Source organism: Aliidongia sp., from assembly GCF_035943795.1.
Classification (GTDB): Bacteria; Pseudomonadota; Alphaproteobacteria; order ATCC43930; family CGMCC-115725; genus Aliidongia.
The window spans coordinates 1-21,487 of the sequence record NZ_DASZBY010000130.1 but is presented as its reverse complement, the minus strand read 5'-3'; the positions used below and the strand labels follow the sequence as shown (position 1 = coordinate 21,487).

Below are 21,487 nucleotides of genomic sequence, written 5' to 3'. Positions count from 1 at the left end.
TCACCCCCGCCGGCGCCGTCCCCCGCCGGCCGGCTCGTCGAACAGCTCCGCCAGCTTTTCCATCACCGTGCCGCCCAGCTGTTCGGCGTCGACGATGGTGACCGCGCGGCGATAGTAGCGGGTCACGTCGTGGCCGATGCCGATCGCGACCAGCTGGACCGGCGAGCTGCGCTCGATCATCTCGATCGATTGGCGCAGGTGCTTTTCCAGATAATTGCCGGGATTGACCGAGAGGGTCGAATCATCGACCGGCGCGCCGTCGGAGATGACCATCAGGATGCGCCGCTGCTCGGTGCGGGCCATCAGGCGGCTGTGGGCCCAGAGCAGGGCCTCGCCGTCGATGTTTTCCTTCAGGATGCCTTCGCGCAGCATCAGGCCCAGCGAGCGCCGCGCCCGGCGCCATGGGGCGTCGGCGGCCTTGTAGACGATGTGGCGCAGGTCGTTGAGGCGGCCCGGGTTGGCCGGCTTGCCGTCGGCGATCCAGCGCTCGCGTGACTGGCCGCCCTTCCAGGCGCGGGTGGTGAAGCCCAGGATCTCGACCTTGACGTTGCAGCGTTCCAAGGTGCGCGCCAGAATGTCGGCACTCATCGCGGCGACGCTGATCGGTCGGCCGCGCATCGATCCGGAATTGTCGATCAGCAGGCTGACGACCGTGTCGCGGAAGTCGGTGTCCTTCTCGCGTTTGTAGCTCAGCGGATAGGCCGGGTTGGTGACGATGCGCGACAGGCGCGCCGCGTCGAGCATGCCTTCCTCAAGGTCGAATTCCCACGAGCGCGTCTGCTTGGCCATCAGCCGGCGTTGCAGGCGGTTCGCGAGGCGCGAGATCACGCTCTGCAGGTTGGACAGCTGCTGGTCGAGCATGGCGCGCAGCCGGGTCAGCTCGTCGGCGTCGCATAGCTCGTCGGCCAGCACGATCTCGTCGAACGTCGCGGTATAGGCGCGATAGGCGTTCGGGTCGTCGGCCGCGGTGCCGGACTGGCGCTGGTTCGCCTTGCCCGGCTGGGTCTCGTCATCGTCGTCGGCCGACCCCGGCATCATTTCGCCGGTCATCTCGTCGGCGCCGCCGTCCTCGCCATCCTCGGGTGCGGCATCGGCCGGCATGCTCTCCGGCTCGCCACGCTGGCCCTCGCCGGATTCCTGCTCGGCCTGCTGGCTGTCGCCGGCCTCGCCCTGGTCGGACCCGTCCTGGTCGTCGTCGCCCTCGGTGCTGTCGCCCTCGGCGTCACCCAGGTCGACGTCGAGGTCCTTGATCAGCCGGCGCACGGCCGAGGCATAGGCGTCCTGGTCGTTAATCTCGCGCTCCAGAGCGGCGAAATCCTGCACCAGCTTGCCTTCGAGGAACGGGCGCCACAGCTCCATCATCTGGCGGGCGGCCGGTGGCGGCGGCGCGCCGGTCATCTGCTCGCGCGCCATCAGCCGGATCGCTTCCGGCAGGGTCGCCTCGTTGCGCTCGATCACCCGGTCGAAGCCGGCACGGCGATAGCGCTCGTTCAGGCCCATCGCCAGATTGTCGGCGACGCCGACCATGCGCCGGGCGCCGATCGCCTCGACGCGCGCCTGCTCGACCGCCTCGAAGATCGCGCGGGCCTGCTCGCCGTGGGGCTGGCGGCGGGCGTGCAGCACCGGGTCGTGATGCTTCAGACGCAGCGCGATCGCGTCGGCGGCGCCGCGCACCTGGCCCGCGATCTCGGGCGGCAGGTCGCGCGGCGGCGCCGGCAGGCGTGCCTTGGTGCCGGTCAGGCCGGGCGGATCGGCGGCATAGGCGACGGTGACGTCGTCGCGCTCGGCCATGGCGCGCAGCGTCGCGGCGGTCGCCCGCTTGAACTCTTCGACGGCGTCGTCAGCGAGGGTCATCTACGCGCGGCCAGCCCTGATGCCGGTCTCCTTGAGTTCGGTGCCGAAGCAGCGCTGGTAATATTCCGCGACCGTCGAGCGTTCGATCTCGTCGCACTTGTTGAGGAAGGTCAGGCGGAAGGCGAAGGCGATGTCGCCTTCAAAGATCCGCGTGTTCTCGGCCCAGGTGATGACGGTGCGCGGCGACATGACGGTCGAGATGTCGCCGTTGATGAAGCCCGCGCGAGTGAGGTCGGCCAGTGCCACCATGGACGAGACGATCTTGCGGCCGTCCTCGTCGTCGAAATTCGGTGCCTTGGCCAGTACGATCGCCACTTCGTCGTCATGGGGCAGGTAGTTGAGCGTGGACACGATGTTCCAACGGTCCATCTGACCCTGATTGATCTGCTGGGTGCCGTGATAGAGGCCGGTCGTGTCGCCCAGGCCCACCGTATTGGCGGTCGAGAACAGGCGGAAGGCCGGGTGCGGGCGAATGACCTTGTTCTGGTCGAGCAGGGTCAGCTTGCCTTCGACCTCGAGCACGCGCTGGATCACAAACATCACGTCGGGCCGGCCGGCGTCATACTCGTCGAATACGATCGCGGTGGCGCTCTGCAGCGCCCAGGGCAGGATGCCTTCGCGGTATTCGGTGACCTGCACGCCATCCTTCAGCACGATCGCATCCTTGCCGATCAGGTCGATACGGCTGATGTGGCTGTCGAGGTTGATGCGCACGCAGGGCCAGTTGAGCCGCGCCGCCACCTGCTCGATATGGGTCGACTTGCCGGTGCCGTGATAGCCCTGGATCATGACGCGCCGATTGAAGGCGAAGCCGGCCAGGATCGCGAGCGTGGTCTCGCGGTCGAACTTGTAGGCCTCGTCGATGTCGGGCACATGCTCGGTCGTCGTGCTGAACGCCGGCACCTGCAAGTCGCTGTCGATGCCGAAGGTCTGGCGCACCGAGATGGTGATGTCCGGCAGCTTGTGGGCGTTGACCGTTTCGGCAGCGGAAGGAGAGGCGGAAGGCATCGGCTTGGCAATCCCGTAACTGGTTGGCGGTTCGAGGGTGGCAGGTCGGACAACACTCTCAGGCGAAATATTTGGCCTTCAGCAACGCGAAGGCCTGGTTGATCACTTTCAAGCGCTCTTCGGAATCCTTGTCGCCGCCATTGGCGTCCGGATGGTAGCGCTTGACCAGGAGTTTGTAGCGCTTCTTCAATTCGACCAAGGTGAAAGGCGGGTCAAGTTCGAAAACCGCAAGGGCCTTTTCCTCTATGGTCATCTCGCGCTGGCGATGGCCGCCGTGGCCGTCGGGCTCGTCGCCGTCGATGATGTTCAGCGGATCGCGCATCTTCAGGCGCCAGCCCAGCGGCCAGGTCGGGCGCTGCCAGACGGTGTCCTTGCGCAGGTCGGCCTCGATCTCGCTCTCGCTCATGCCCTCGTAGTAGTTCCAGGCGGCATTGTAGGCGCGCACGTGCTCGAGACAGAACCACCAATAGAGATTGAGCTTGTCGCGTGAACGGGGTGCGCGGAACTCGCCTTCGTTCACACAGCCCTCATGGTCGCAATAGCGCGTCAGCGGCCGTGCGGGTTCGGTCGGGTCATAATGGGCGGCGCGGGAACGGGCCATGGTGCGGAGTATGGAAGGGCCTGGGGGGCGAAGACAAGCGCGCGCCGCGCGTATCGCCCGTGTGCCGACCGGTTGACACGGAGGGGCGGCACGCCCCATCTCAGCTTCGACCCACCCTCTCCGCTGGAAGGCCGTTGCCGATGCGCGTCGCCCAATCGATCGAAAGCAAGCTCACCCTCGCCCTGAAACCGGTCCGGCTGGTCGTGGACGATGATTCCGCCCGCCATGCGGGCCATGCCGGCATGGCGGGTTCCGGTCACAAGAACGGCGAGAGCCATTTCAATCTGGAGATTGTCTCCGTCGCCTTCGCCGGCCAGAGCCGTGTGGCACGCCAGCGCATGGTCTACGACATCCTGAAGGACGAGTTGGCCGGGCCGGTCCACGCCCTGTCGCTCAAGACCGCGACGCCGGAGGAGGCGGGGCTCTGAACCTCGGCCTCCGCCATGCCCAATCCGATGCCGCCGGTGATGATCGCCGTGCGGCCGGAAAGCCTCGGCGTCAGGCCTCGTCCTTGGGTCCGGTATAGAAGTCCGGCCAAGCTTTCCGGGTAATCGGGCTGTCGGTCGCAAAGGCGTGGCAGCTTTCCAGCAGCGGCGGCCGCTTGCGCGGCGCATCAGCCGCGGCGGCGATCTCTTCAGGAGTCTTGTCTCGCGGCTTCTTCAGCGGAAAGATCGTCTGGAACGCCGTGGTGGCGATCGGACCCATCAGCTCGACCAGATGGGTGCAACCCTGGACGCCGCCGACCGCCGCCTTCATCTTGTTGGTGAAGCCGCCGACGATGCGCAGGCCCTTCAGGCGCTGGAAATTATCGACGATGTCGGGGCACATCCGATAGGGCGAGTTGTCGGTCACAGCCTCGATCTCGTGGATCAGCAGGTCTTCGTCGACCGTGATGCGGATCCACATCTCGTGCAGCGGCACGCCCGGCGTGATCGCCCCGCGCCACTCGTTGGCGAAGGGGTAGCTCTTGACGTCCGTCATATGACCTTCGATGTCCCACAGGCCATCGGCGCGGCGATAGCCGCGGCATTCGACGTGGCGGGTATGGATAGGCTCGCGCGGAGCAGGGGCTGAAAGCGGCATGGTGGCGTCGAGCCTAACGACTGTTTGGCAAGGCCACAACCGCGCCGCCCGCGCGGCTCCCGTGCCCTGAACTCAAGCGGCCAGGCGCTGCTGCCGGATCAGGCCCAGGATCTCGGCTGCCGCCTTCGGGATGTTGGTGCCCGGCCCATAGATCGCGACGACGCCGTCGGCCCTCAGTTGCGGATAGTCCTGGGGCGGAATGACCCCGCCGCATACCACCATGATGTCGGTCGAGCCCTGGTCGCGCAGCGCCTGGATCAGCGCGGGCACCAGGGTCTTGTGGCCGGCGGCCTGGCTCGAGATGCCGACGACATGGACGTCGTTCTCGATCGCCTGGCGCGCGGCCTCCTCCGGCGTCTGGAACAGCGGTCCGACGTCGACGTCGAACCCGATGTCGGCGAAGGCGGTCGCGATCACCTTGGCGCCGCGGTCATGGCCGTCCTGGCCCAGCTTGACCACCATCATGCGCGGCCGGCGACCTTCTTCCTCGGCGAAGCGGCGGACGTCGTCACGGATCTGGTCGAAACTCTGGTCGCCCTCGTAGACCGAGGCATAGACGCCCGAGATCGAGCGGATCTCGGCCTTGTGCCGGGTGAACACCTTCTCCAGCGCGTCCGAGACCTCGCCGACCGTGGCGCGAACCTTCATCGCCTCGACCGTGAGCGCCAGCAGATTGCCCTCGCCGGTCTCGGCCGACCGGGTCAGCGCGGCCAGCGCCGCTTCGACCGCGCCGCTGTCGCGCTTGGCGCGGATCTGCTTCAGTCGGGCGACCTGGCTTTCGCGGACCTTCGCATTATCAATGTCGAGCGTGTCGACCTGGGCGCTGTCGTTGGTCTTGTACTTGTTGACGCCGACGATGACCTCTTCGCCGCGATCGATGCGGGCCTGCCGGCGGGCGGCGGCCTCTTCGATGCGCAGCTTGGGCATGCCCGACGCCACCGCTTTGGTCATGCCGCCCAGGTCCTCGACCTCTTTGATCAGGGTCCGCGCGGCTTCGGCCAGGCTCGCGGTCAGATGCTCGACGTAGTAGGAGCCGCCCAGCGGGTCGATCACGCGCGGAATGCCGGTCTCCTCGGCGATGATCAGCTGCGTGTTGCGCGCGATGCGGGCCGAGGTCGGGGTCGGCAGCGCCAGCGCCTCGTCGAACGAATTGGTGTGCAGCGACTGGGTCCCGCCCAGTACGGCCGCCATCGCCTCGATCGTGGTGCGCACCACGTTGTTGTACGGGTCCTGCTCGGTCAGCGACACGCCCGACGTCTGGCAATGGGTCCGGAGCGCAAGGCTTTCGGGCTTCTTCGGCTCGAACTGGCTCATCAGTTCGGCCCAGAGCAGGCGGGCGGCGCGCAGCTTCGACACTTCCATGAAGAAGTCCATGCCGATCGCGAAGAAGAACGACAGGCGCGGGGCGAAGGCATCGACGGCGAGGCCCTTCGACAGCGCGGCCCGGACATATTCGAGGCCGTCGGCGAGCGTGAAGGCCAGCTCTTGTACCGCAGTGGCACCTGCCTCCTGCATATGATAGCCGGAGATCGAGATCGAGTTGAACTTGGGCATGTTCTGCGCCGTGTACTCGATGATGTCGGCAACCGCGCGCATCGAGGGTTCCGGCGGGTAGATATAGGTGTTGCGGACCATGAACTCCTTCAGGATGTCGTTCTGGATGGTCCCCGACAGCTGATCGAGCCGCGCGCCCTGTTCCAAACCGGCCACGATATAGCCGGCCAGCACCGGCAGCACGGCGCCGTTCATGGTCATCGACACGCTCATCTGGTCGAGCGGGATGCCGTCGAACAGGATCTTCATGTCCTCGACAGAATCGATCGCGACACCGGCCTTGCCGACGTCGCCTACGACACGCGGATGGTCGCTGTCGTAGCCGCGATGGGTCGCCAGGTCGAAGGCGACCGACAACCCCATCTGCCCGGCCGCCAGGTTCTTGCGATAAAACGCGTTGGATTCCTCGGCGGTCGAGAATCCCGCGTATTGGCGAATGGTCCAGGGCCGGTTCGCGTACATGGTCGCGCGCGGGCCGCGCAGGAACGGCGCGAAGCCGGGCATGGTGCCCAGCGCATCGAGGCCTTCGAGATCGGCGGCGGTATAGAGCGGCTTGACGTCCAGCCCTTCGGGCGTAGTCGTGACCAGGGTGTCCGGAGCCGCCCCCTTCAATTCCTTGGCGGCGAGCGCCTGCCAATCGGCAAGGCTCCGCTTGGGGAAATCGACCATGGGCGCTGCTCCTCTCCAAACCAAAACCGCGCACGCACGGGTAGCTCCCGTGTCTCGTCGCTCGCAAGCAGTATATAGGGAATGCTGCGCCGCGTCATGGGAAGGAAACGCGCCCGAAGCGCAGGGCTCAGCTTCGGCGCGTCAGCGTCTCGAAGAATTGCCGGAGCGGCCAACCGTTCTGTTCCTTGCCGTCGATTGCCATCAGCATCGTCACCCTGACGCCATCCTCCGACAGCGGCAGCAGCAGGCGGGCATAAGCGCTCGAGCGATCATGGGTGTCGAGCACGATGAGATGCAGGGTCGGCACCCGTCGCATTACGACGGCGCGATAATGGCCATCGACCAGCGATCCGTAGGCCCGCGGCTTCAGATCGCGCGGCCTGCTGCCGGTCGGATCGGTGCTGTGGGTGTCGCAGATGCCGGTGCCGGCCAGGCGATAGCGGAAATCCAGCGGCTCCTGCTCGATGTCGACAAGCATGATCCGGGGCAGCACGTCGACCATGTCGACCGGGTCGATGTCCCGCCGGCGCGGCGCGAAGCGGTCCTGCCGCTTCGCCGTCCAATAGGCATGGACGCGCTGCAGATCCGGATAGGGATTTCCGGCGATGTCGAGTTCGACCGCCTCGACCTGTCCCACCACCATGCCGTCCATATGCACCTCGCGCGACCGTGCGGAAGCTGACGGTCATCGCGGATCCTGATCCCCATTGGCTGCGGTTCCGTTACCAATGGGCCTATCCGGCCTGCCGGCACGGAACGCCCGAAGCGTCACACTCGACGGATAGGGTCGTGCGTTTCGTGGCCAGGATCCGGAGAAGGCTCCCATGCGCGCTTTTTGCTGCCTGACGGCCTTGTGCGTCGCCTGGGGGTTGGCGTCTGCATCGGCCGGCGCGAACGAGGCCGTGGGGATCGCCTGGGACTGGCGTCTCGCCGGGGTCATCGTCGGGCCGGGCGTAAGCGTGGCCTTGTTCGCGCGAGATCGCGAGACGCAGCGCGTCGAGGCAGGGCGGCAGATCGACGGGTGGACCGTGACCACCATCCGCACCGACGGCGTCACGATCACGAGCGCCGCGGGTGAGAGAGTGCTGCACCCGCAAGCACCGGAAACGGCCGTCGGCCCTTCGCTCGCCCTGCCGCCGACCGCCGTGGCGCCCAGAGATGCGGCCCGCGCCCAGCGGCACGACGAGGCAGCGGCGGAGGCGATCCTGTCGGACGCGACCCGGCAGATGATGCGCCAGGGCGGCGCCCGATCACGGTAAGTTGATTGCCGAAATCGCTCGTATTTTATTCTTTTCCAAACCAACGCCGAACTGACACGGACCCGTCGCATCGGGACGCTAGAGACACGCGGGCAAAACTTTTCCCGTTTCGAGGAGCCCGTGGCGATGACTGAAAAGCCCCCTGAAGACAATATCCTTCCCTTGTCGAACACTTCGCGTCGCAGCGTCATCAAGGGCGTGGCCGGCATGGCCGGCGTCGCCGCGATGGGCTCGTCGCTCACGGGCGCCTTCGCCCAGGTCGCGACCGGCGGGCTGCCGCAGCCGGCGGATTCGGGCATCGACCACATCGTCGTCCTGATGATGGAGAACCGCTCGTTCGACCATATGCTGGGCTGGGTGCCGGGTGCCGCCGGCAAGCAGGCTGGCCGGACGTTCCTCGACACCAACGGCGTGTCCCATGCCAGCTTCCCGTTGGCGCCGAACTATCAGAACTGCCAGTTCGCCGATCCCAATCACAGCTTCGGCGGCGGCCGGACCCATTTCGACAATGGCGCGATGGACGGCTTTCTCAAGACCGCGAAAGTGGGCGACACTTTTCCGATTGGCTACTACGTAGCGAACGACGTGCCATTTTTCGCAGGCGCCGCGCGGCACTGGACGATCTGCGACAATTATTTCTGCTCGATTCTCGGGCCGACGTGGCCGAACCGCTTCTACATGCATACCGGCCAGACCGATCGCCTGACCACCGGCGGCCCCTCGGCCTACACCAACAGCCTGTTGTCGACCCTGCCGTCGATCTGGGACACGGCCGCCGCCGCCGGCGTCAGCGCCGGTTATTACTATGGCGACTCCGCCTTCACCGCGTTGTGGGGCGGCAAGTATGCCGGCATCTCGTTTCCGTTCGACCAATTCCTGGTCGATGCGTCCGCCGGCACCCTGCCGTCGATCACCTATATCGACCCGAAATTCTCGGGCGAGGCCGCTGGCCTGTCCAACGACGATCATCCGCTGGCCGACATCCGCAACGGCCAGGTGCTGATGAACACGGTCTATCAGGCACTGACCGCCAGCCCGCAATGGGGCCGGACCCTGTTCGTCATCAACTACGACGAGGCCGGCGGCTTCGCGGACCATGTGCCGCCTGCCCTGGCGCCGGTGTCGGATAGCGAGCGGACGATCGTCGGCAATACCGATGGCCGCCTGGGATTCCGGGTGCCCTGCGTGCTGATCGGTCCGCGGGCGCGTCGGGGCGCCGTTGCCAAGACCCAGTTCGACGCGGTCTCGATCCTCAACATGATCAATTGGCGCTTCGGCCTGCCCAGCCTGGGCGTGCGCGGCGTGTCCTCGGGCAATATCGCGACGGCGCTCGATTTCGTCTCGGCGCCGAACCTGACCCTGCCGCCGCCCGTCAACCTGGTGGACCAGGTCTATGGCGCCGCCTGCGCGGTCAATACCAACACCGCGCTCAACATGGACGTGATCAACGAATCCTTCGCCGATCACCTGGCCGAGGTCCGGCAGCTGCAGGACCTGATGCACCAGCACGGCTTCGCGGTCTGACGCCCGGCGCCTTTTGACGGCCGCCCCTCGCGCGGGGGCGGCCTTTCCCATCATTGCCCTTTACGGAGCTTGCGATGAAATTCTCCCTGCCCATGGTCCTGCTGTTCGGCGCGATCGCTTTCGCCCCGGTAGCCCGCGCCGACGTCCTCTATCAGTCCGCCACCGCGAGCGGTGCCCTCCAAGGCGGCTATGCCGTCCAGGGCGACGGCACGACCGACAACAGCTTTTTCATCGGTGCGGCCTTCACCGTATCGGCGGCGACCCAGATCACGGATATCGGCGGTAATTTCCTGGTGTCGGACGGCGGCGCCAACGGCGACGCGATCTTCGGCGAAATCATCAGCCTGGCGTCGCTGACCGGCCTGCCGTCGGCCTCTGTCGAGAACCTGGAATCGATCTCGTTGGGCGACGTGGTGTTCACCCCGACCCAGGATGGCGACAACAGCGCCACCCTCTCGGTCTCGCTGCAGGCCGGCACCTATGGCGTGCTGTTCGGCTCGGGCCTGTTCGGCACGACCGACGGTTTCGCCTCACTCAGCTTCGGCAACGATCCGGTCGGGACGCCGAACCTGTTCCAAAACCAGTTCGATACGGGCTATTCGGCCTTCAACGATCCGACGGTGCGCATCTTCGTCGACGGCACGACCGACGTGCCGGAGCCGGCATCGCTCGCCCTGCTGATCGGCGGCCTGGCACTGGTCGGCACGGTACGCCGGCGGGCGTCGCTCGGCGGATACTGAGTTCGGCAGGCCTGTGGCCGCATGATCGAAGGCTCGGCCGGCTCGCGATGCCGGCCGGTGCCGACGCAGTGCCGGCACGGCAGGGGCACGCGCTCCTGCACCCGATCGGGCAGCGGTCGGCAGGTCGGGTCGCCGCCGGTGCCATGGCAATTCGGACAGGGGAAGACGTAGCGCTGGTTCATCGGAAGAACGCCCTGCGGTGTCGAGGACACCTGCTTTACGGGCGATAGCGCCGGCGGGCCTATGATATGGGCCACAGCACCGGCGCACGGGATCGCGGCGACTAGCCTTGCAGAATGGTCGCGACCCGGCGCAGCAGGCTGATGACCAGCACCCAGCTCAACAGGGCCGCGAAAACGATGCCGCACAGCCGCAGGTAGCCCGCGATCGGGATGGCCGCCGCCGCTCGGCGCGCCTCGGGGCTCGGGATCCAGCGCTGCTGATTGATGCAGGACGGGGTCTTGATCGGAAAGGCGATGATTTCGGCGCCGTGGGAGGTATTCACCGGCCGGGTCCTCTAGCATGCTGACGAGATGACGCGACCCTAGGCGCTTATGCTTAAAACTCTCTTGCCAACGGGACGGACGCGCGGGAGATGTTTGGCCTGCCTGCTATTGGTGGACCGCCTCCAGCCGATGACCGTCGGGATCGATGACGAAGGCGGCATAATAGGTCGGGCCATAGTGCGGGCGCAGGCCCGGGGGCCCGTCGTCCCGGCCGCCATGGGCCAGTGCCGTCGCGTAGAACCGATCGACCATGGCCGGGCTGTCGGCGGTGAACGCCAGATGAAACCCGGGCCGCGGCGCAACGTCGGGACCGGGCGCCAGCTTCAATGCCAGATCCTCCTTGTCCATCGCCGGGCCATAGCCGGCCGACACCGGCCCGGTGAAGCAGCGCATGCCGCCCAGCGTCGCCATCACCGCGTCGTAGAAGGCGATGCCGCGCGCCAGATCGGCTACGCCGATGGAGAGATGGCTCAGCAAAGTCGGTTTCAACGGTCCACTCCTCGATGGGAACACCAGGAGCCACCCTTGCCCCTCTGCCCGGAAAGGGCTACGCCTGACAGGATCCTCGAGTCCTCGAACGAGCCCATCTCATGCCCGCCAAGAAGAACCCGCTCGGCCTCAATGCGCTGCAGTTGAAGACCCTGACCCTGATGCAGGAGCTGGCGCGCTCGCCCAACCACGCGAGCCCGCGCGACGGCGGTGCCGTCGAGATCGGCAACATGCCGCATCCCCATGGCAATCATTTCCATGTCGGCCATGCCGTCGTCATGACGGCCGACGCGTCCGGCCTCGCGAACGAGGCGGCCTGGAAGGCGCTGGAGCGCAAGGGGCTGATCGCCTCGGACTTTCCCCATGGCGCGCTGATCACCGCTGAGGGCATGGCCTACGACACCGGCCTTGCCGACCAGATCTTGCATCGCGCGGACCATTAGACGGCGGCGGAACGACCGGGGCTTTCCCTCCCCCCGCCTCACCAGTTGAGACGGCCGACCACGGTTTTCGGGCGGGGTCCGTGGGTCAGCACGCGGGTCAGGTGACCGGCGTCGAGCCGGTTGCCCGGCACGAAGCCGAACTCGTTGGCGTGCAATCCGCCGGCGACGAGCAGGCTGTCGATCCCGGCGGCATTGGCCCCCGCCACGTCCGTGCGGGGGCTGTCGCCGACGCCGACGATGCGGCGCTTGTCGGCAATGCCGAGCAGCGCCAGGCACGTCCGATAGACGCCCGGATAGGGCTTGCCATGCCAGCGCACGGTGCCGCCCTGGGCCTCGTAGGCCTGCGCCAACGAGCCCGCGCAGATCAGCACTTCCGGCCCCCGCATCACGGTCAGGTCCGGGTTGGCGCAGACCATCGGCAGCTTGCGCGCGACCGCGGCATCCAGCAGCGGCTGATATGTAGCGACCGTGTCGGCCGGTTCGCCCGGGCCGGTGTTGAGCACGAAATCGGCCTCGCCGGCATCGGCGACCGGCACCAGGTCCAGCCCGTGGATCATGCCCTTGTCGCGTTCCGGTCCGATATGCAGCACCCGGCGGCCCAGCCCCTGGTAGAACGCGTCGGGCCGATGCTTCAGGTGCTGCCAGACCTCCTCGCCCGAGGTCATGATGTGGTGATAGGCGTCGCGCGGGATGCCGATCGTCTCGATCCGGCCGGCCACGGTCTCGGCCTGCACCGGGGCGTTCGACAGGATGCACAGGCGCTTGCCGGCATTCTTCAGGCGATAGAGCGTGTCGACGACGCGCGGATAGGGCTCGACGCCGTTATGCAGGACGCCCCAGACGTCCAGGATGAAGCCGTCGTAGCGGTCGGCAATCTCCTCGATGCCGCCGACGACCGGAACCACCCAGCCGTCGGTGTCGGGGGAAACCGCGCTCACTTGTGCTTGAACTGCGGCTTGCGCTTCTCGGCGAAGGCCGCCATGCCTTCCTTCTGGTCTTCCAGCGCGAAGGTCGAATGGAACACCCGGCGCTCGAACAGGATGCCCTCGGCCAGGGTCGACTCGTAGGCGCGATTGACGCTTTCCTTGGCCATCATCACGGCAGGCAGCGAGAAGGAAGCGATCTTCTCGGCGGCCTTGATCGCCTCGGCCAGCAGGTCGGCCGCCGGCACGACGCGGCTGACCAAGCCCGAACGCTCGGCCTCGGTCGCATCCATCAACCGGCCGGTCAGGCACATGTCCATGGCCTTCGACTTGCCGACGAAGCGGGTCAGGCGCTGGGTGCCGCCGGCGCCCGGAATGGTGCCGATGGTGATTTCGGGCTGGCCGAACTTGGCCGTGTCGGCGGCGATAATGAAGTCGCACATCATCGCCATCTCGCAGCCGCCGCCCAGCGCATAGCCCGCGACCGCCGCGATGACCGGCTTGCGGCAGGTCGTTACCCGCTGCCAGCCCTTGGTGATGAAGTCGCTGAGATAGACGTCCATGTAAGTCTTGGCGCCCATTTCCTTGATGTCGGCGCCGGCGGCGAATGCTTTCTCGCTACCGGTCAGCACGATGGCGCGGATCGCGTCGTCGGCCTCCATGTCGTCGAGGGCGGCGCCCAGGTCCTGGATCAGGGCGGCACACAGCGCATTCAGCGCCTGGGGGCGATGGAGCGTCACGACGCCGACGGCGCCGCGCTTCTCCACGAGGATGTTTTCGTAGCTCATGGGAGTCCTCATCGGAAAGGATGGCCTGGCGGCCCCGGATTCAGCCGGGCGTCAGCGCGGGGCCAGGGTGAAGGCGACCTGCAGATTGCCGTCGCGTCCGTCGAAATCGAGGCTCAGCCGCTCACCGTCGCGCTCGAAGGATTTGGTACCGGCCGAGGCCGCCGTGCGGCGCCAGCCGAGCTGCGGCAGGCTCTCGTCGTAGAAGGCCATGACGGCATGCCGCGTGACGGCGCCCCGTGCGGCCGCTTCGACGATGCGGCCCTGTGGCTTGTCGAACACGAGCGACGAACTGTCGTCGGAGGCCAGGCCCGGCATCAGCGGCACGTCTTCGGTGCCGGGCACATACACCGGTTGGACGAGCGACACCTGAACCAGTCCGGAGCCGGCGAGGCACGGGCTGGCGATGAGGAAGGCGGCGAGAGCCGCCGAAAGGGCAGGGCGTCGGACCATCGGGACCCAGTCTACACCATCAATGTTGTCGCCGGGCACAATAGAATGTCGATCGGTTCGATTGCACGATCCGCTCGATGCCCTGGGTGCAGGTGCAGTCGGGACAGGGCTCGCCTTCCTTGCCGTAGACCGCCCATTGGTGCTGGAAATAGCCCAGCTCGCCGGTCGCCTGGACATAGTCGCGCAGGCTCGATCCGCCGGCTGCGATCGCATTCAGCAGGACCTGGCGGATCGCGGCTACCAGCGTATCGGCCTCGGCCGCAAGGATGGTCGCGGACAGGCGCATGGGCGAAACCTGCGCCCAATAGAGGCTTTCCGACACATAGATGTTGCCCAGGCCCGCCACGATCTTCTGGTCGAGCAGGGCCGCCTTGATCGAGGTCAGCTTGCCGGCGAGCTTCTTCGCCAGGATCGGACCGGAGAATTCATTGCCGAGCGGTTCCGGCCCGAGCTCCGCGAACAGCTTGTGCCGCGGCAGATCCTCGGCGCGGCAATAATCGAGGAAGCCGAAGCGGCGCGCGTCGTTGAAGCGCACGGCCGTGCCGTCCTCGGTTTCGAACACGACATGGTCGTGGGGTTCGAGCACCAGCCCTTCGGCCGGACCGATCGTCATGCGGCCCGACATGCCCAGATGCGCGATCAGCACCCCGCCATCGTCCAGGGTCATCAGGATGTATTTCGCCCGGCGCCGGATCGTCTCGACCCGCCGCCCCTCGACCAGGGCCGAAAGGCCGGTCGGAAACGGAAAGCGCATGTTCGGCCGGCGCAGCTCCAGCCGCGTCAGGCGGCGTCCTTCGAGACGGGCGGCCAGGCCACGGCAGACGGTTTCGACTTCGGGCAATTCTGGCATGGGAAATGCCGCCTCAATGCCGCGGCAGCAGCCGGGTCACATGGCCCATCTTGCGGCCGGGGCGGGCCTCCAGCTTGCCGTAGACGTGCAGCTTGGTCATCGGCTCGCCGACGGCCTCGCGCCAGCGGTCGATATCGTTGCCGATCAGGTTCTTCATCACCGCGTCCGAATGCCGTTCGGTCGACCCGAGCGGCAGGCCGGCGACGGCGCGGACCAATTGTTCGAACTGGCTCGTGTAGCAGGCGTCCATGGTCCAATGGCCCGAATTATGCGGCCGGGGCGCCAGTTCGTTGACCAGGATCTCGTCGTCGTGGGTCACGAACATCTCGACCGCGAGCACGCCGATCACATCCAGCCGCTCGGCGATGTGGCGCGAGATTGCCTCGGCGCGCATGGCGAGTTCGGGGGCGATGCGAGCCGGGGCGATCGTCGTGTCGAGGATGTGGTTCGCGTGCTGGTTCTCGACCGCGGGATAGTTGGCGAGCGACCCGTTGGCGCCGCGCACGACCACGACCGAGATCTCGCAGCGATAGTCGACGAAGGATTCGAGGATGGCGAGCCCGGCGCTGTCGGCCGCCCCGGCGATGGCGGCCCAGGCCTGGATCGGGTTGATGTCGGGCGTGATCATGACCTGACCCTTGCCGTCGTAGCCCATGCGCACGGTCTTCAGCACCGCGCGATGGCCGAGGTCGCGGATGGCGCGGCCCAGCGCTTCCGGCCCGGTGACCTCGCGATATTGCGCGGTCGCGACGTCGATCGAGCGCAGGTAGTCCTTTTCGCGCAGGCGATCCTGGGCGACGCGCAGCACTTCCAGCCCCGGACGGACCGGCGCCAGCGGCAGGATTGCGTCGAGGGTGGAGAGCGGGATGTTCTCGGTCTCGTAGGTCACCACGTCGACGGACGCGGCGAATCGGGCCAGCGCCTCGGCATCGTCCAGTGCCGCGATGGTGACGTAGGGCGTCACCTGGGCGCCCGGGCTTTCCGGCTCGGTCGAATAGATATGGGTGGTGAAGCCGAGCCGAGCGGCCGCCTGGGCGGTCATCCGGCCGAGTTGGCCGCCGCCGAGAATGCCGATGGTTGCGCCGGGAGCCAGCATCCTTGAGGCCCTGTTCCTGTCGTCGAAAGTGGATCGGACCCGCGTCCGGAGTCAGTCCTTGGGGATCTCGGCAACCGCCTCGGTCTGGCGTTGGCGCCATTGGTCGAGAGCATCGGCGATGGCCGCATCCTGCAGCGCCAGGATCGAACCGGCGAGGAGGGCGGCATTGATCGCCCCGGCCTTGCCGATCGCCAAGGTGCCGACCGGAATTCCCCCAGGCATCTGCACGATCGACAGCAGGCTGTCCATGCCTTTCAGCGCATGGCTCTCCACCGGCACGCCCAGCACCGGCAGCGGCGTCATGGCGGCGGCCATGCCGGGCAGGTGGGCGGCCCCGCCGGCGCCGGCGATGATCACCTGGAGGCCGCGGCCCTTGGCGCTCTTGGCATAGGCCACCAGCCGGTCCGGCGTGCGATGGGCCGAGACGATGCGAGTCTCGAAGCGTACGCCCAGCGCCGACAGCGTTTCGGCGGCGTGGCGCATGGTTTCCCAATCGGATTGGCTGCCCATGATGACGCCGACTTGCGCCTGGGATGTGGTCATCGGCGCAAACTTCCCATTGTTTAAGTGTTCTTGACGAGGCCTTCATTATATTGGCGGAAAGCATTTGGGCAAGCGCACCGGATCGTGCATGCTAACGGCCATTCCGAGGCGGATCGACGAGCCTTGCGGATGGGTCACCGAGAGAACGGGCCAGGATGGGGCGAGGACATTTCGTTGAAGATCGCCGACCGTAAGGCGGGAAAGCGCACGGGCGCGCCGGCTGCCGTCCTCGCGGACAGCCCGGCGTTGGCCCTCCATGAACTGCTGAAGCAGGCGGGCATGGGCGACGGCGCGGTGCCCGATTCGCTCCGCGACACGCTGGCGGATCTGCTGGGCGAGGTCGGGCGCCTGAAGCGCGAGCTCGACAAGGCGAAGGCCCGGGCCGCGCATCTGGAAAAGCTCGCCGATGAAGACGCGCTCATGCCGGTGGCCAATCGCCGGGCCTTCACGCGCGAACTGTCGCGCCTGTTGGCGCTGGCCCAGCGCTACGGCACGGCGTCTTCCGTCGTCTATATCGATCTGAACGGCATGAAGGCGATCAACGATCGCTGGGGCCATAATGCCGGCGACGCGGCGCTGTTGCATGTGGCACGCACGCTCATCGACCATGTCCGCCATGCCGATGTGGTGGCGCGGCTGGGCGGCGACGAATTCGGCGTGCTGCTGGTCAAGACCGGGCAGGAGGCGGCCGACGAAAAGGCCGCGGCATTGGCCGAAGCGATCGAAGCGAGCCCGCTCGTGTGGAACGGGGTCGCCATCCGGCTTTCCGCCGCGACCGGCGCCTATTGCTTCAACGGCCGCGAAGGCGTGGCAGCGTCGCTCGAAGCCGCCGATCGGGCGATGTACCGCGCCAAGCTGGAGCGCAAGGCCGCCGAACAGGCCGCGACCGGTTGACAGCCGGCTTTAGGACGTCAGCGCGTAGTCGTGAAGATATTCGCCGGGCATGAATTGGTCGAAGCTCTGGCGGCGGACCGCGCCGGGCCAGAGATAATCGACGCGGCCCTCGGCCGGCCGATAGACCGCGGTGTAGGCGGTCGTGCTGGCGGCCCGTCGCGAATGGAGCGGCGGCTGCAGGAACAGCGCGATCAGATCCGGCAGCGTCATGGCCGGATCGTCCAATGCCGCCTGCAGATGCCGCTCGCGGCCGAGCGAATGGGCCAAAGCGGCGGAGGCGGGCTCGACGACCGGTTCCTGGTGGTTCGTGCACACCCGGGTGCGCGACACGGCCGGCGACCGGCCTGGGCCGAGGAACAGGATCGCATGCGCGCCGGTGCGGTCGAGCAGGACCACGTTCTGCGACAGCGCGATCGGAATCCGGCACAGGGCCGCAACCGCCTCGTCGACCCGGCTGCAGGTCTCCAGCACATAGCGCAGCATGAGGATGACCGAGAAGCCCAGGCCCTGGGCGGCGCTGCCGCCATAGTTCAGGGCTGCGACCAAGCCAACCTCGTTCATGCCATCGATGCAGCCACCCCACGGCCGCTGCGCCTTGGCGATGATGCGGCGCCCAGACCAGGACGTCAGCTCGAAGCGCTCGGATACCATGTCGAGTGCGAAATCGTAGTTGCGTATCAGGGCAGGGCCACCGGAACCGAGCCAGATCGCCTGGCTGCAGCCGTGGGCGGTCGGTGCCGGCCGATAGTGGCTGAGCAGGCAGGGCGCCAACTCGTCGCCGCCAACCAGTGCGCAGGCCCGGTCATAGGCCGGCACCAGCTCAGGCATATGCTGGAGCAACGCCGCACGACAGTCCGCGGCGCTCGGCGGATCGGCCCGTCTTTGGCCCTGATACCAGCGTCGCGCTTCGTCTCGGCCGGCGGCGAAACGGGCCGCCCACGCTTCACCCGGTCGGTCCTCACGGTCGAAGACGAAGCGCTTCTGCATCAGAGCGTGGGCAGGAGATAGGGCTCGATCGCCATCGCCCCGGCGCCACCGCTGTGCTGCGTGGTGTCGAGCGCCTGACGATCCAACCCTCTCTCCCTATTTCCCGTTATGGGCAGTTCCACGGCGCGGGCTTCCTCGAGGCAGCGAAGTACGGTCTTCAACTCCGCATCCGTCAAGCCTGTCGTCATCGCCTCGCCGTCGGCGAAGCCTTCGGGCGTGCCGTCAAATAAACCCGGGACCGGCAAGTTTCTGGCAATGTTGCATCGCGTCTGGCGTTCGCACGTGCGGGAGAGTCGTCACGAGCGACAGGCGCTACGTGGGTCCACAGCGGAGACGGCACGAGAGATGAAGGCGATCGAACCACCGGGCTCGCGCGGCGACGTCGGCCATGTCTTCGTCGCGCTCGACGGATTGCGCGGCGTCGCGGCTTTGGCGGTCGTGGTCTTCCACTACAGCATCCATCTGGGCCATCCGCTGCTGCCGAACGCCTATCTGGCCGTCGACTTCTTCTTCGCGCTCAGCGGCTTCGTCATCGCCCATGCTTACGAGCGCAAGCTGCGGGCCGGGCAGGGCTTCGGCAATTTCATGCGCAAGCGCATCGTCCGGCTCTATCCGCTCTATTGGATCGGCATCACCCTGCCGCTGGCGCTGATCTGGCTGCAGGCGGCGCTGCTGCTGCCGCACCCCAATCGTCTTCGCGCCATCGCGGCCTATGTGCTCGCCCTGGGTTTCCTGCCGACACCAGGGGCGATCACGCCGGCCGCGGGTTCGGTCTTTCCTTTGAACGATCCGGCCTGGTCGCTGTCGCTGGAGATCGCCGTCAACGCGCTCTATGCGCTGGGCTGCGCCTGGCTGAGCGACCGGCGGCTGGTCCTGGTCATCGCCCTGGCCGCCACGGCGCTCGCGGTCGCCGCGTTCGCGCACCAGGGCCTCGCCATCGGCAACGACTGGCCCGGCTATCTTGGCGGCTGGGCGCGGGTGCTGTGGTCGTTCTTCGCCGGCATCCTGCTGTACCGGCTGCACCTCCGGCGGCGGCGCGCTGTCCTGCCGTTATGGATCGGCGCGCTGCTGGTTCTGGCGCTCGCCGGCCTGTTCGCCGTGGCGGATACCGGCCCGCTGTTCGGCCTGGCCAACGCCTTCGTCCTGTTTCCGTTGATCATCTGGATCGGCGCCCGGGTCGAACTCGCCGGTGCCGCCGCCCGGATCGCCTCGTGGCTGGGCCTCACCTCCTATGCGCTCTACATCACGCATCTGCCGATCCTGTCGCTGGGCCTGATCGTCGCCAGCCTGCTGCATGTCGATCCGGCGGCGCGGTTCTGGCCGAGCCTGCTCATCGCCGTCGGCGGCGCGGTCGGGGCGGCATGGCTGCTGGATCGGATCTACGACGTGCCGGTGCGCAGGCGGTTGAGCCGCCGGGGCGCTCGCCCGTCCGAGGTCGGACCGCTGATTGCCGAGGATGGCTCGAAGGCGGCGGTGAAGGAATAGATGCCCCCGGCCGCGGTCTGGCAGTCGGACCAAGAGGGCGCCGCTTCGTTCAGTTCGTCTCAAATCAGATCGTCGTCTCCCGCCCAGCCAAATTGCCGAAAGCCGCCATGAGCAAGGTCGCTGCGATGCAAAGCCCGAGAGCGACACCCCAGCCGCCGGTTGCATCATGCGCGAAGCCGACGAGCGCCGGGCCTGCGGCCGCCAGCGAATAGCCCAGGCATTGCGCCATTCCCGACAGGGCCGCCGTCTGATGATTGTGCGAAGTTCTCAGGCTGACAAATGCCAGGCCGAGCGCGAAGCCCGCGCCCGCGCCGAACCCGAACAGTCCGACCCACAACGGCGCCAGAGCGGGAAACTGCCACAGGCCCAGGAGCGAAAGGCCTGTGGCAAGCGATACGCCGACCGCGAGGGCTCTTTGATCCTTGGTCCCCCGAATGGCGGAGCCTAGGACCAGGCCAGGCATCGCGGTCGCCAATTGCAACAGTCCGTGCAGAGAGCCCGCCGTCGCTGCCGGATAGCCTGCTTCCTGGAGGATCGTCGGCAGCCATCCCGTGATGCTGAAAAAAACCAGGGAGGTCAGCCCGAGAAACGCCGTCACTTGCCATGCGATGGATGAACGCCAGATCCCGCTTTGATCGGCTTTAGAACCGGTCACCGGGCCGGGAGCGGACTGCCGCCGAAGTTGAGGTACCCATACCATCAGGGCGGTCATCGGAAAGATCACGGTACTGACGAGGGAGACGTGCCAACCCGATCCCGGCAGTTGGGCGAGCGGGATAGCCGCTGTCGATACGAGCGCTTGGACCAATCCGGTCGTGACGGTGTAGGCACCGGTCAGGCCGGCGATCCTGGTCGGGAAATCCCGCTTGATGAGGCCGGGAAGCAAGACGTTCGCGACGGCGATTCCAGCCCCGAGGGCGCCCGTACCGAGAAACAGCGTCGAGGTGGGACCAGTCGAGCGCAAAAGGATCCCTGACGAGATGACCAGCAGCGCGCCGAACAGGGACCGTTCCATGCCATATTCCCGTGCGATGGCCGGTGCGAATGGCGAGATCACGGCGAACGCAAGCAATGGGAGCGTTGTCAGAACGCCTGCTTCAGCAGCGCTGATCCCGCTTGAATCCCGGATCATGCCGAGCATGGGCGCCACGCCGGTGATGGGTGCCCGCAGTGTCGAGGCGATCAGCATGAGGCCGATGGTAAGAAGGGTACGACGTGAAGACGGGTAGCCGCCGTCGCGTGCGCGAACGATCTCTGTCACAGCGTTCAAACGCTCTCTCGTTTGTGTGGTTGCCGGAGTCGTCTACAGCGCCTCGCGCCAGCGCATCGGCAGAATGCCGTTCTCTCTGAAGCTGCCGAGGAAGCGGAAGCGCGCGGCGTGCGGATTGGGGCGGGCTTCGATCGTCGCATCGAGGATCTGCACGATGTCTTCCGCCGCGCCATATGCCGGCCATGGGGGCAGATCGGACCCGTTGGGATCCCCGTGCAGGGCGAAGTTTACCCAGTAGCCCATCATCTTCCGCGCCAGCGCGCGATCCGCCTCGGCCGGGGGCGTGGCGCTGCCGATCACCCGTTGGGGTGTCAACGTGCCGAAGACGAAGTGTCGCTAGCTCGTCAAGCTGTCCGGTTTTGGTAGCTCGTGATCTGTCCGCTTCGTTCTTGTTTTCCCCGGGGGCATGCCCCCGGGGAAAATGGCCGTCGTGGAAGCGTGTCACGCGGCCTGGTGGATGGTTTGGACGAT

At 66.8% G+C, this 21,487-nt stretch carries 25 protein-coding genes; 7 read left to right on the top strand and 18 right to left on the bottom strand.

Translation table 11 applies throughout. From position 1 onward, the window contains the following. The 3 genes from cobT to VGV37_RS25375 are packed head-to-tail and all read right to left on the bottom strand — an operon-like array spanning position 1 to position 3,463. Positions 1 to 1,854, bottom strand: a complete 1,854-nt coding sequence (gene cobT, locus VGV37_RS25385; RefSeq protein ID WP_326882589.1) for a cobaltochelatase subunit CobT — start codon at positions 1,852 to 1,854, stop codon at positions 1 to 3. Then, complete coding sequence (gene cobS, locus VGV37_RS25380) at positions 1,855 to 2,862, bottom strand: cobaltochelatase subunit CobS (RefSeq protein WP_326882588.1); 1,008 nt, start codon at positions 2,860 to 2,862, stop codon at positions 1,855 to 1,857. 58 nt (positions 2,863 to 2,920) lie between these two features. Beyond that, complete coding sequence (locus VGV37_RS25375) at positions 2,921 to 3,463, bottom strand: J domain-containing protein (protein ID WP_326882587.1); 543 nt, start codon at positions 3,461 to 3,463, stop codon at positions 2,921 to 2,923. A 140-nt stretch (positions 3,464 to 3,603) separates the two neighbouring features. Between VGV37_RS25375 and VGV37_RS25370 the strand changes: the two genes are divergently transcribed. Next, the gene (locus VGV37_RS25370) at positions 3,604 to 3,891 is read left to right on the top strand and encodes a BolA family protein (RefSeq protein ID WP_326882586.1); all 288 of its coding nucleotides are present in this window, start codon (positions 3,604 to 3,606) and stop codon (positions 3,889 to 3,891) included. Positions 3,892 to 3,961: 70 nt separating this feature from the next. Here VGV37_RS25370 and VGV37_RS25365 read toward each other — a convergent pair whose 3' ends face one another. The 3 genes from VGV37_RS25365 to VGV37_RS25355 all read right to left on the bottom strand — a co-directional run bounded on the left by VGV37_RS25365 (position 3,962) and on the right by VGV37_RS25355 (position 7,421). Continuing rightward, positions 3,962 to 4,546 (bottom strand): DUF2889 domain-containing protein, encoded by a 585-nt coding sequence (locus VGV37_RS25365; RefSeq protein ID WP_326882585.1) that lies wholly within the window; start codon positions 4,544 to 4,546, stop codon positions 3,962 to 3,964. A gap of 72 nt (positions 4,547 to 4,618) precedes the next feature. Continuing rightward, on the bottom strand, positions 4,619 to 6,769 hold the full coding sequence (scpA, locus tag VGV37_RS25360; RefSeq protein WP_326882584.1) for a methylmalonyl-CoA mutase: 2,151 nt from the start codon (positions 6,767 to 6,769) through the stop codon (positions 4,619 to 4,621). A 127-nt stretch (positions 6,770 to 6,896) separates the two neighbouring features. Beyond that, on the bottom strand, positions 6,897 to 7,421 hold the full coding sequence (locus VGV37_RS25355) for a PAS domain-containing protein (RefSeq protein WP_326882583.1): 525 nt from the start codon (positions 7,419 to 7,421) through the stop codon (positions 6,897 to 6,899). A gap of 172 nt (positions 7,422 to 7,593) precedes the next feature. Here VGV37_RS25355 and VGV37_RS25350 point away from each other — a divergent pair, with 172 nt between their 5' ends. The 3 genes from VGV37_RS25350 to VGV37_RS25340 all read left to right on the top strand — a co-directional run bounded on the left by VGV37_RS25350 (position 7,594) and on the right by VGV37_RS25340 (position 10,292). After that, on the top strand, positions 7,594 to 8,028 hold the full coding sequence (locus tag VGV37_RS25350) for a hypothetical protein (RefSeq protein WP_326882582.1): 435 nt from the start codon (positions 7,594 to 7,596) through the stop codon (positions 8,026 to 8,028). A 126-nt stretch (positions 8,029 to 8,154) separates the two neighbouring features. After that, positions 8,155 to 9,552: an alkaline phosphatase family protein gene (locus tag VGV37_RS25345; RefSeq protein ID WP_326882581.1), complete on the top strand. Its 1,398-nt coding sequence runs from the start codon at positions 8,155 to 8,157 to the stop codon at positions 9,550 to 9,552. A gap of 74 nt (positions 9,553 to 9,626) precedes the next feature. Continuing rightward, positions 9,627 to 10,292 (top strand): PEP-CTERM sorting domain-containing protein, encoded by a 666-nt coding sequence (locus tag VGV37_RS25340; protein WP_326882580.1) that lies wholly within the window; start codon positions 9,627 to 9,629, stop codon positions 10,290 to 10,292. Positions 10,293 to 10,575: 283 nt separating this feature from the next. Here VGV37_RS25340 and VGV37_RS25335 read toward each other — a convergent pair whose 3' ends face one another. Then, complete coding sequence (locus VGV37_RS25335; RefSeq protein ID WP_326882579.1) at positions 10,576 to 10,797, bottom strand: hypothetical protein; 222 nt, start codon at positions 10,795 to 10,797, stop codon at positions 10,576 to 10,578. Between the two features lie 106 nt (positions 10,798 to 10,903). Further along, the gene (locus VGV37_RS25330; protein WP_326882578.1) at positions 10,904 to 11,287 is read right to left on the bottom strand and encodes a VOC family protein; all 384 of its coding nucleotides are present in this window, start codon (positions 11,285 to 11,287) and stop codon (positions 10,904 to 10,906) included. Positions 11,288 to 11,388: 101 nt separating this feature from the next. On the opposite strand from VGV37_RS25330, the gene VGV37_RS25325 reads away from it, so the two are divergent. Beyond that, positions 11,389 to 11,730 (top strand): hypothetical protein, encoded by a 342-nt coding sequence (locus VGV37_RS25325; protein WP_326882577.1) that lies wholly within the window; start codon positions 11,389 to 11,391, stop codon positions 11,728 to 11,730. 38 nt (positions 11,731 to 11,768) lie between these two features. On the opposite strand, the gene VGV37_RS25320 is transcribed toward VGV37_RS25325, so the two are convergent. From VGV37_RS25320 to purE, 6 genes are read right to left on the bottom strand one after another with little or no spacing between them, the layout of a single operon-like run. After that, a complete protein-coding gene (locus VGV37_RS25320; RefSeq protein ID WP_326882576.1) occupies positions 11,769 to 12,668 on the bottom strand; it encodes a TIGR01459 family HAD-type hydrolase in 900 nt (299 codons plus the stop codon). After that, a complete protein-coding gene (locus VGV37_RS25315) occupies positions 12,665 to 13,441 on the bottom strand; it encodes an enoyl-CoA hydratase (protein WP_326882575.1) in 777 nt (258 codons plus the stop codon). Before VGV37_RS25315 ends, VGV37_RS25320 begins: the two co-directional genes overlap by 4 nt. Positions 13,442 to 13,492: 51 nt before the next feature. Beyond that, positions 13,493 to 13,891, bottom strand: a complete 399-nt coding sequence (locus VGV37_RS25310; protein WP_326882574.1) for a hypothetical protein — start codon at positions 13,889 to 13,891, stop codon at positions 13,493 to 13,495. Between the two features lie 19 nt (positions 13,892 to 13,910). Beyond that, entirely contained in the window at positions 13,911 to 14,741 is an 831-nt protein-coding gene (mutM, locus tag VGV37_RS25305) for a bifunctional DNA-formamidopyrimidine glycosylase/DNA-(apurinic or apyrimidinic site) lyase (protein ID WP_326882573.1), read from the bottom strand. A 13-nt stretch (positions 14,742 to 14,754) separates the two neighbouring features. Next, a complete protein-coding gene (locus VGV37_RS25300; protein WP_326882572.1) occupies positions 14,755 to 15,837 on the bottom strand; it encodes a 5-(carboxyamino)imidazole ribonucleotide synthase in 1,083 nt (360 codons plus the stop codon). Between the two features lie 51 nt (positions 15,838 to 15,888). Next, positions 15,889 to 16,380: a 5-(carboxyamino)imidazole ribonucleotide mutase gene (gene purE / locus VGV37_RS25295; RefSeq protein ID WP_326882571.1), complete on the bottom strand. Its 492-nt coding sequence runs from the start codon at positions 16,378 to 16,380 to the stop codon at positions 15,889 to 15,891. A gap of 174 nt (positions 16,381 to 16,554) precedes the next feature. Between purE and VGV37_RS25290 the strand changes: the two genes are divergently transcribed. After that, a complete protein-coding gene (locus VGV37_RS25290; protein ID WP_326882570.1) occupies positions 16,555 to 17,274 on the top strand; it encodes a GGDEF domain-containing protein in 720 nt (239 codons plus the stop codon). Between the two features lie 9 nt (positions 17,275 to 17,283). Here VGV37_RS25290 and VGV37_RS25285 read toward each other — a convergent pair whose 3' ends face one another. Together VGV37_RS25285 and VGV37_RS25280 are read right to left on the bottom strand one after the other, a co-directional pair. Next, positions 17,284 to 18,261, bottom strand: a complete 978-nt coding sequence (locus tag VGV37_RS25285) for a C45 family autoproteolytic acyltransferase/hydolase (RefSeq protein ID WP_326882569.1) — start codon at positions 18,259 to 18,261, stop codon at positions 17,284 to 17,286. After that, positions 18,261 to 18,506: a hypothetical protein gene (locus VGV37_RS25280; RefSeq protein WP_326882568.1), complete on the bottom strand. Its 246-nt coding sequence runs from the start codon at positions 18,504 to 18,506 to the stop codon at positions 18,261 to 18,263. Before VGV37_RS25280 ends, VGV37_RS25285 begins: the two co-directional genes overlap by 1 nt. 100 nt (positions 18,507 to 18,606) lie before the next feature. On the opposite strand from VGV37_RS25280, the gene VGV37_RS25275 reads away from it, so the two are divergent. Continuing rightward, positions 18,607 to 19,746 carry an acyltransferase gene (locus tag VGV37_RS25275; protein WP_326882567.1) on the top strand — a complete coding sequence of 380 codons (1,140 nt, stop codon included), beginning with the start codon at positions 18,607 to 18,609 and terminating at the stop codon, positions 19,744 to 19,746. 64 nt (positions 19,747 to 19,810) lie between these two features. Here the strand turns inward: VGV37_RS25275 and VGV37_RS25270 are convergent, their stop codons facing one another. After that, a complete protein-coding gene (locus VGV37_RS25270; protein ID WP_326882590.1) occupies positions 19,811 to 21,007 on the bottom strand; it encodes an MFS transporter in 1,197 nt (398 codons plus the stop codon). A 42-nt stretch (positions 21,008 to 21,049) separates the two neighbouring features. Then, complete coding sequence (locus VGV37_RS25265; protein ID WP_326882566.1) at positions 21,050 to 21,316, bottom strand: carboxylesterase family protein; 267 nt, start codon at positions 21,314 to 21,316, stop codon at positions 21,050 to 21,052. Positions 21,317 to 21,487 lie beyond the last annotated feature (171 nt).

Coding starts and splice junctions, on each gene's coding strand:
- cobT (WP_326882589.1), bottom strand. CDS start 1,854: ATGACCCTCGCTGACGACGCCGTCGAAGAGTTCAAGCGGGCGACCGCC.
- cobS (WP_326882588.1), bottom strand. CDS start 2,862: ATGCCTTCCGCCTCTCCTTCCGCTGCCGAAACGGTCAACGCCCACAAG.
- VGV37_RS25375 (WP_326882587.1), bottom strand. CDS start 3,463: ATGGCCCGTTCCCGCGCCGCCCATTATGACCCGACCGAACCCGCACGG.
- VGV37_RS25370 (WP_326882586.1), top strand. CDS start 3,604: ATGCGCGTCGCCCAATCGATCGAAAGCAAGCTCACCCTCGCCCTGAAA.
- VGV37_RS25365 (WP_326882585.1), bottom strand. CDS start 4,546: ATGCCGCTTTCAGCCCCTGCTCCGCGCGAGCCTATCCATACCCGCCAC.
- scpA (WP_326882584.1), bottom strand. CDS start 6,769: ATGGTCGATTTCCCCAAGCGGAGCCTTGCCGATTGGCAGGCGCTCGCC.
- VGV37_RS25355 (WP_326882583.1), bottom strand. CDS start 7,421: ATGGACGGCATGGTGGTGGGACAGGTCGAGGCGGTCGAACTCGACATC.
- VGV37_RS25350 (WP_326882582.1), top strand. CDS start 7,594: ATGCGCGCTTTTTGCTGCCTGACGGCCTTGTGCGTCGCCTGGGGGTTG.
- VGV37_RS25345 (WP_326882581.1), top strand. CDS start 8,155: ATGACTGAAAAGCCCCCTGAAGACAATATCCTTCCCTTGTCGAACACT.
- VGV37_RS25340 (WP_326882580.1), top strand. CDS start 9,627: ATGAAATTCTCCCTGCCCATGGTCCTGCTGTTCGGCGCGATCGCTTTC.
- VGV37_RS25325 (WP_326882577.1), top strand. CDS start 11,389: ATGCCCGCCAAGAAGAACCCGCTCGGCCTCAATGCGCTGCAGTTGAAG.
- VGV37_RS25315 (WP_326882575.1), bottom strand. CDS start 13,441: ATGAGCTACGAAAACATCCTCGTGGAGAAGCGCGGCGCCGTCGGCGTC.
- VGV37_RS25310 (WP_326882574.1), bottom strand. CDS start 13,891: ATGGTCCGACGCCCTGCCCTTTCGGCGGCTCTCGCCGCCTTCCTCATC.
- mutM (WP_326882573.1), bottom strand. CDS start 14,741: ATGCCAGAATTGCCCGAAGTCGAAACCGTCTGCCGTGGCCTGGCCGCC.
- VGV37_RS25300 (WP_326882572.1), bottom strand. CDS start 15,837: ATGCTGGCTCCCGGCGCAACCATCGGCATTCTCGGCGGCGGCCAACTC.
- purE (WP_326882571.1), bottom strand. CDS start 16,380: ATGACCACATCCCAGGCGCAAGTCGGCGTCATCATGGGCAGCCAATCC.
- VGV37_RS25285 (WP_326882569.1), bottom strand. CDS start 18,261: ATGCAGAAGCGCTTCGTCTTCGACCGTGAGGACCGACCGGGTGAAGCG.
- VGV37_RS25275 (WP_326882567.1), top strand. CDS start 18,607: ATGAAGGCGATCGAACCACCGGGCTCGCGCGGCGACGTCGGCCATGTC.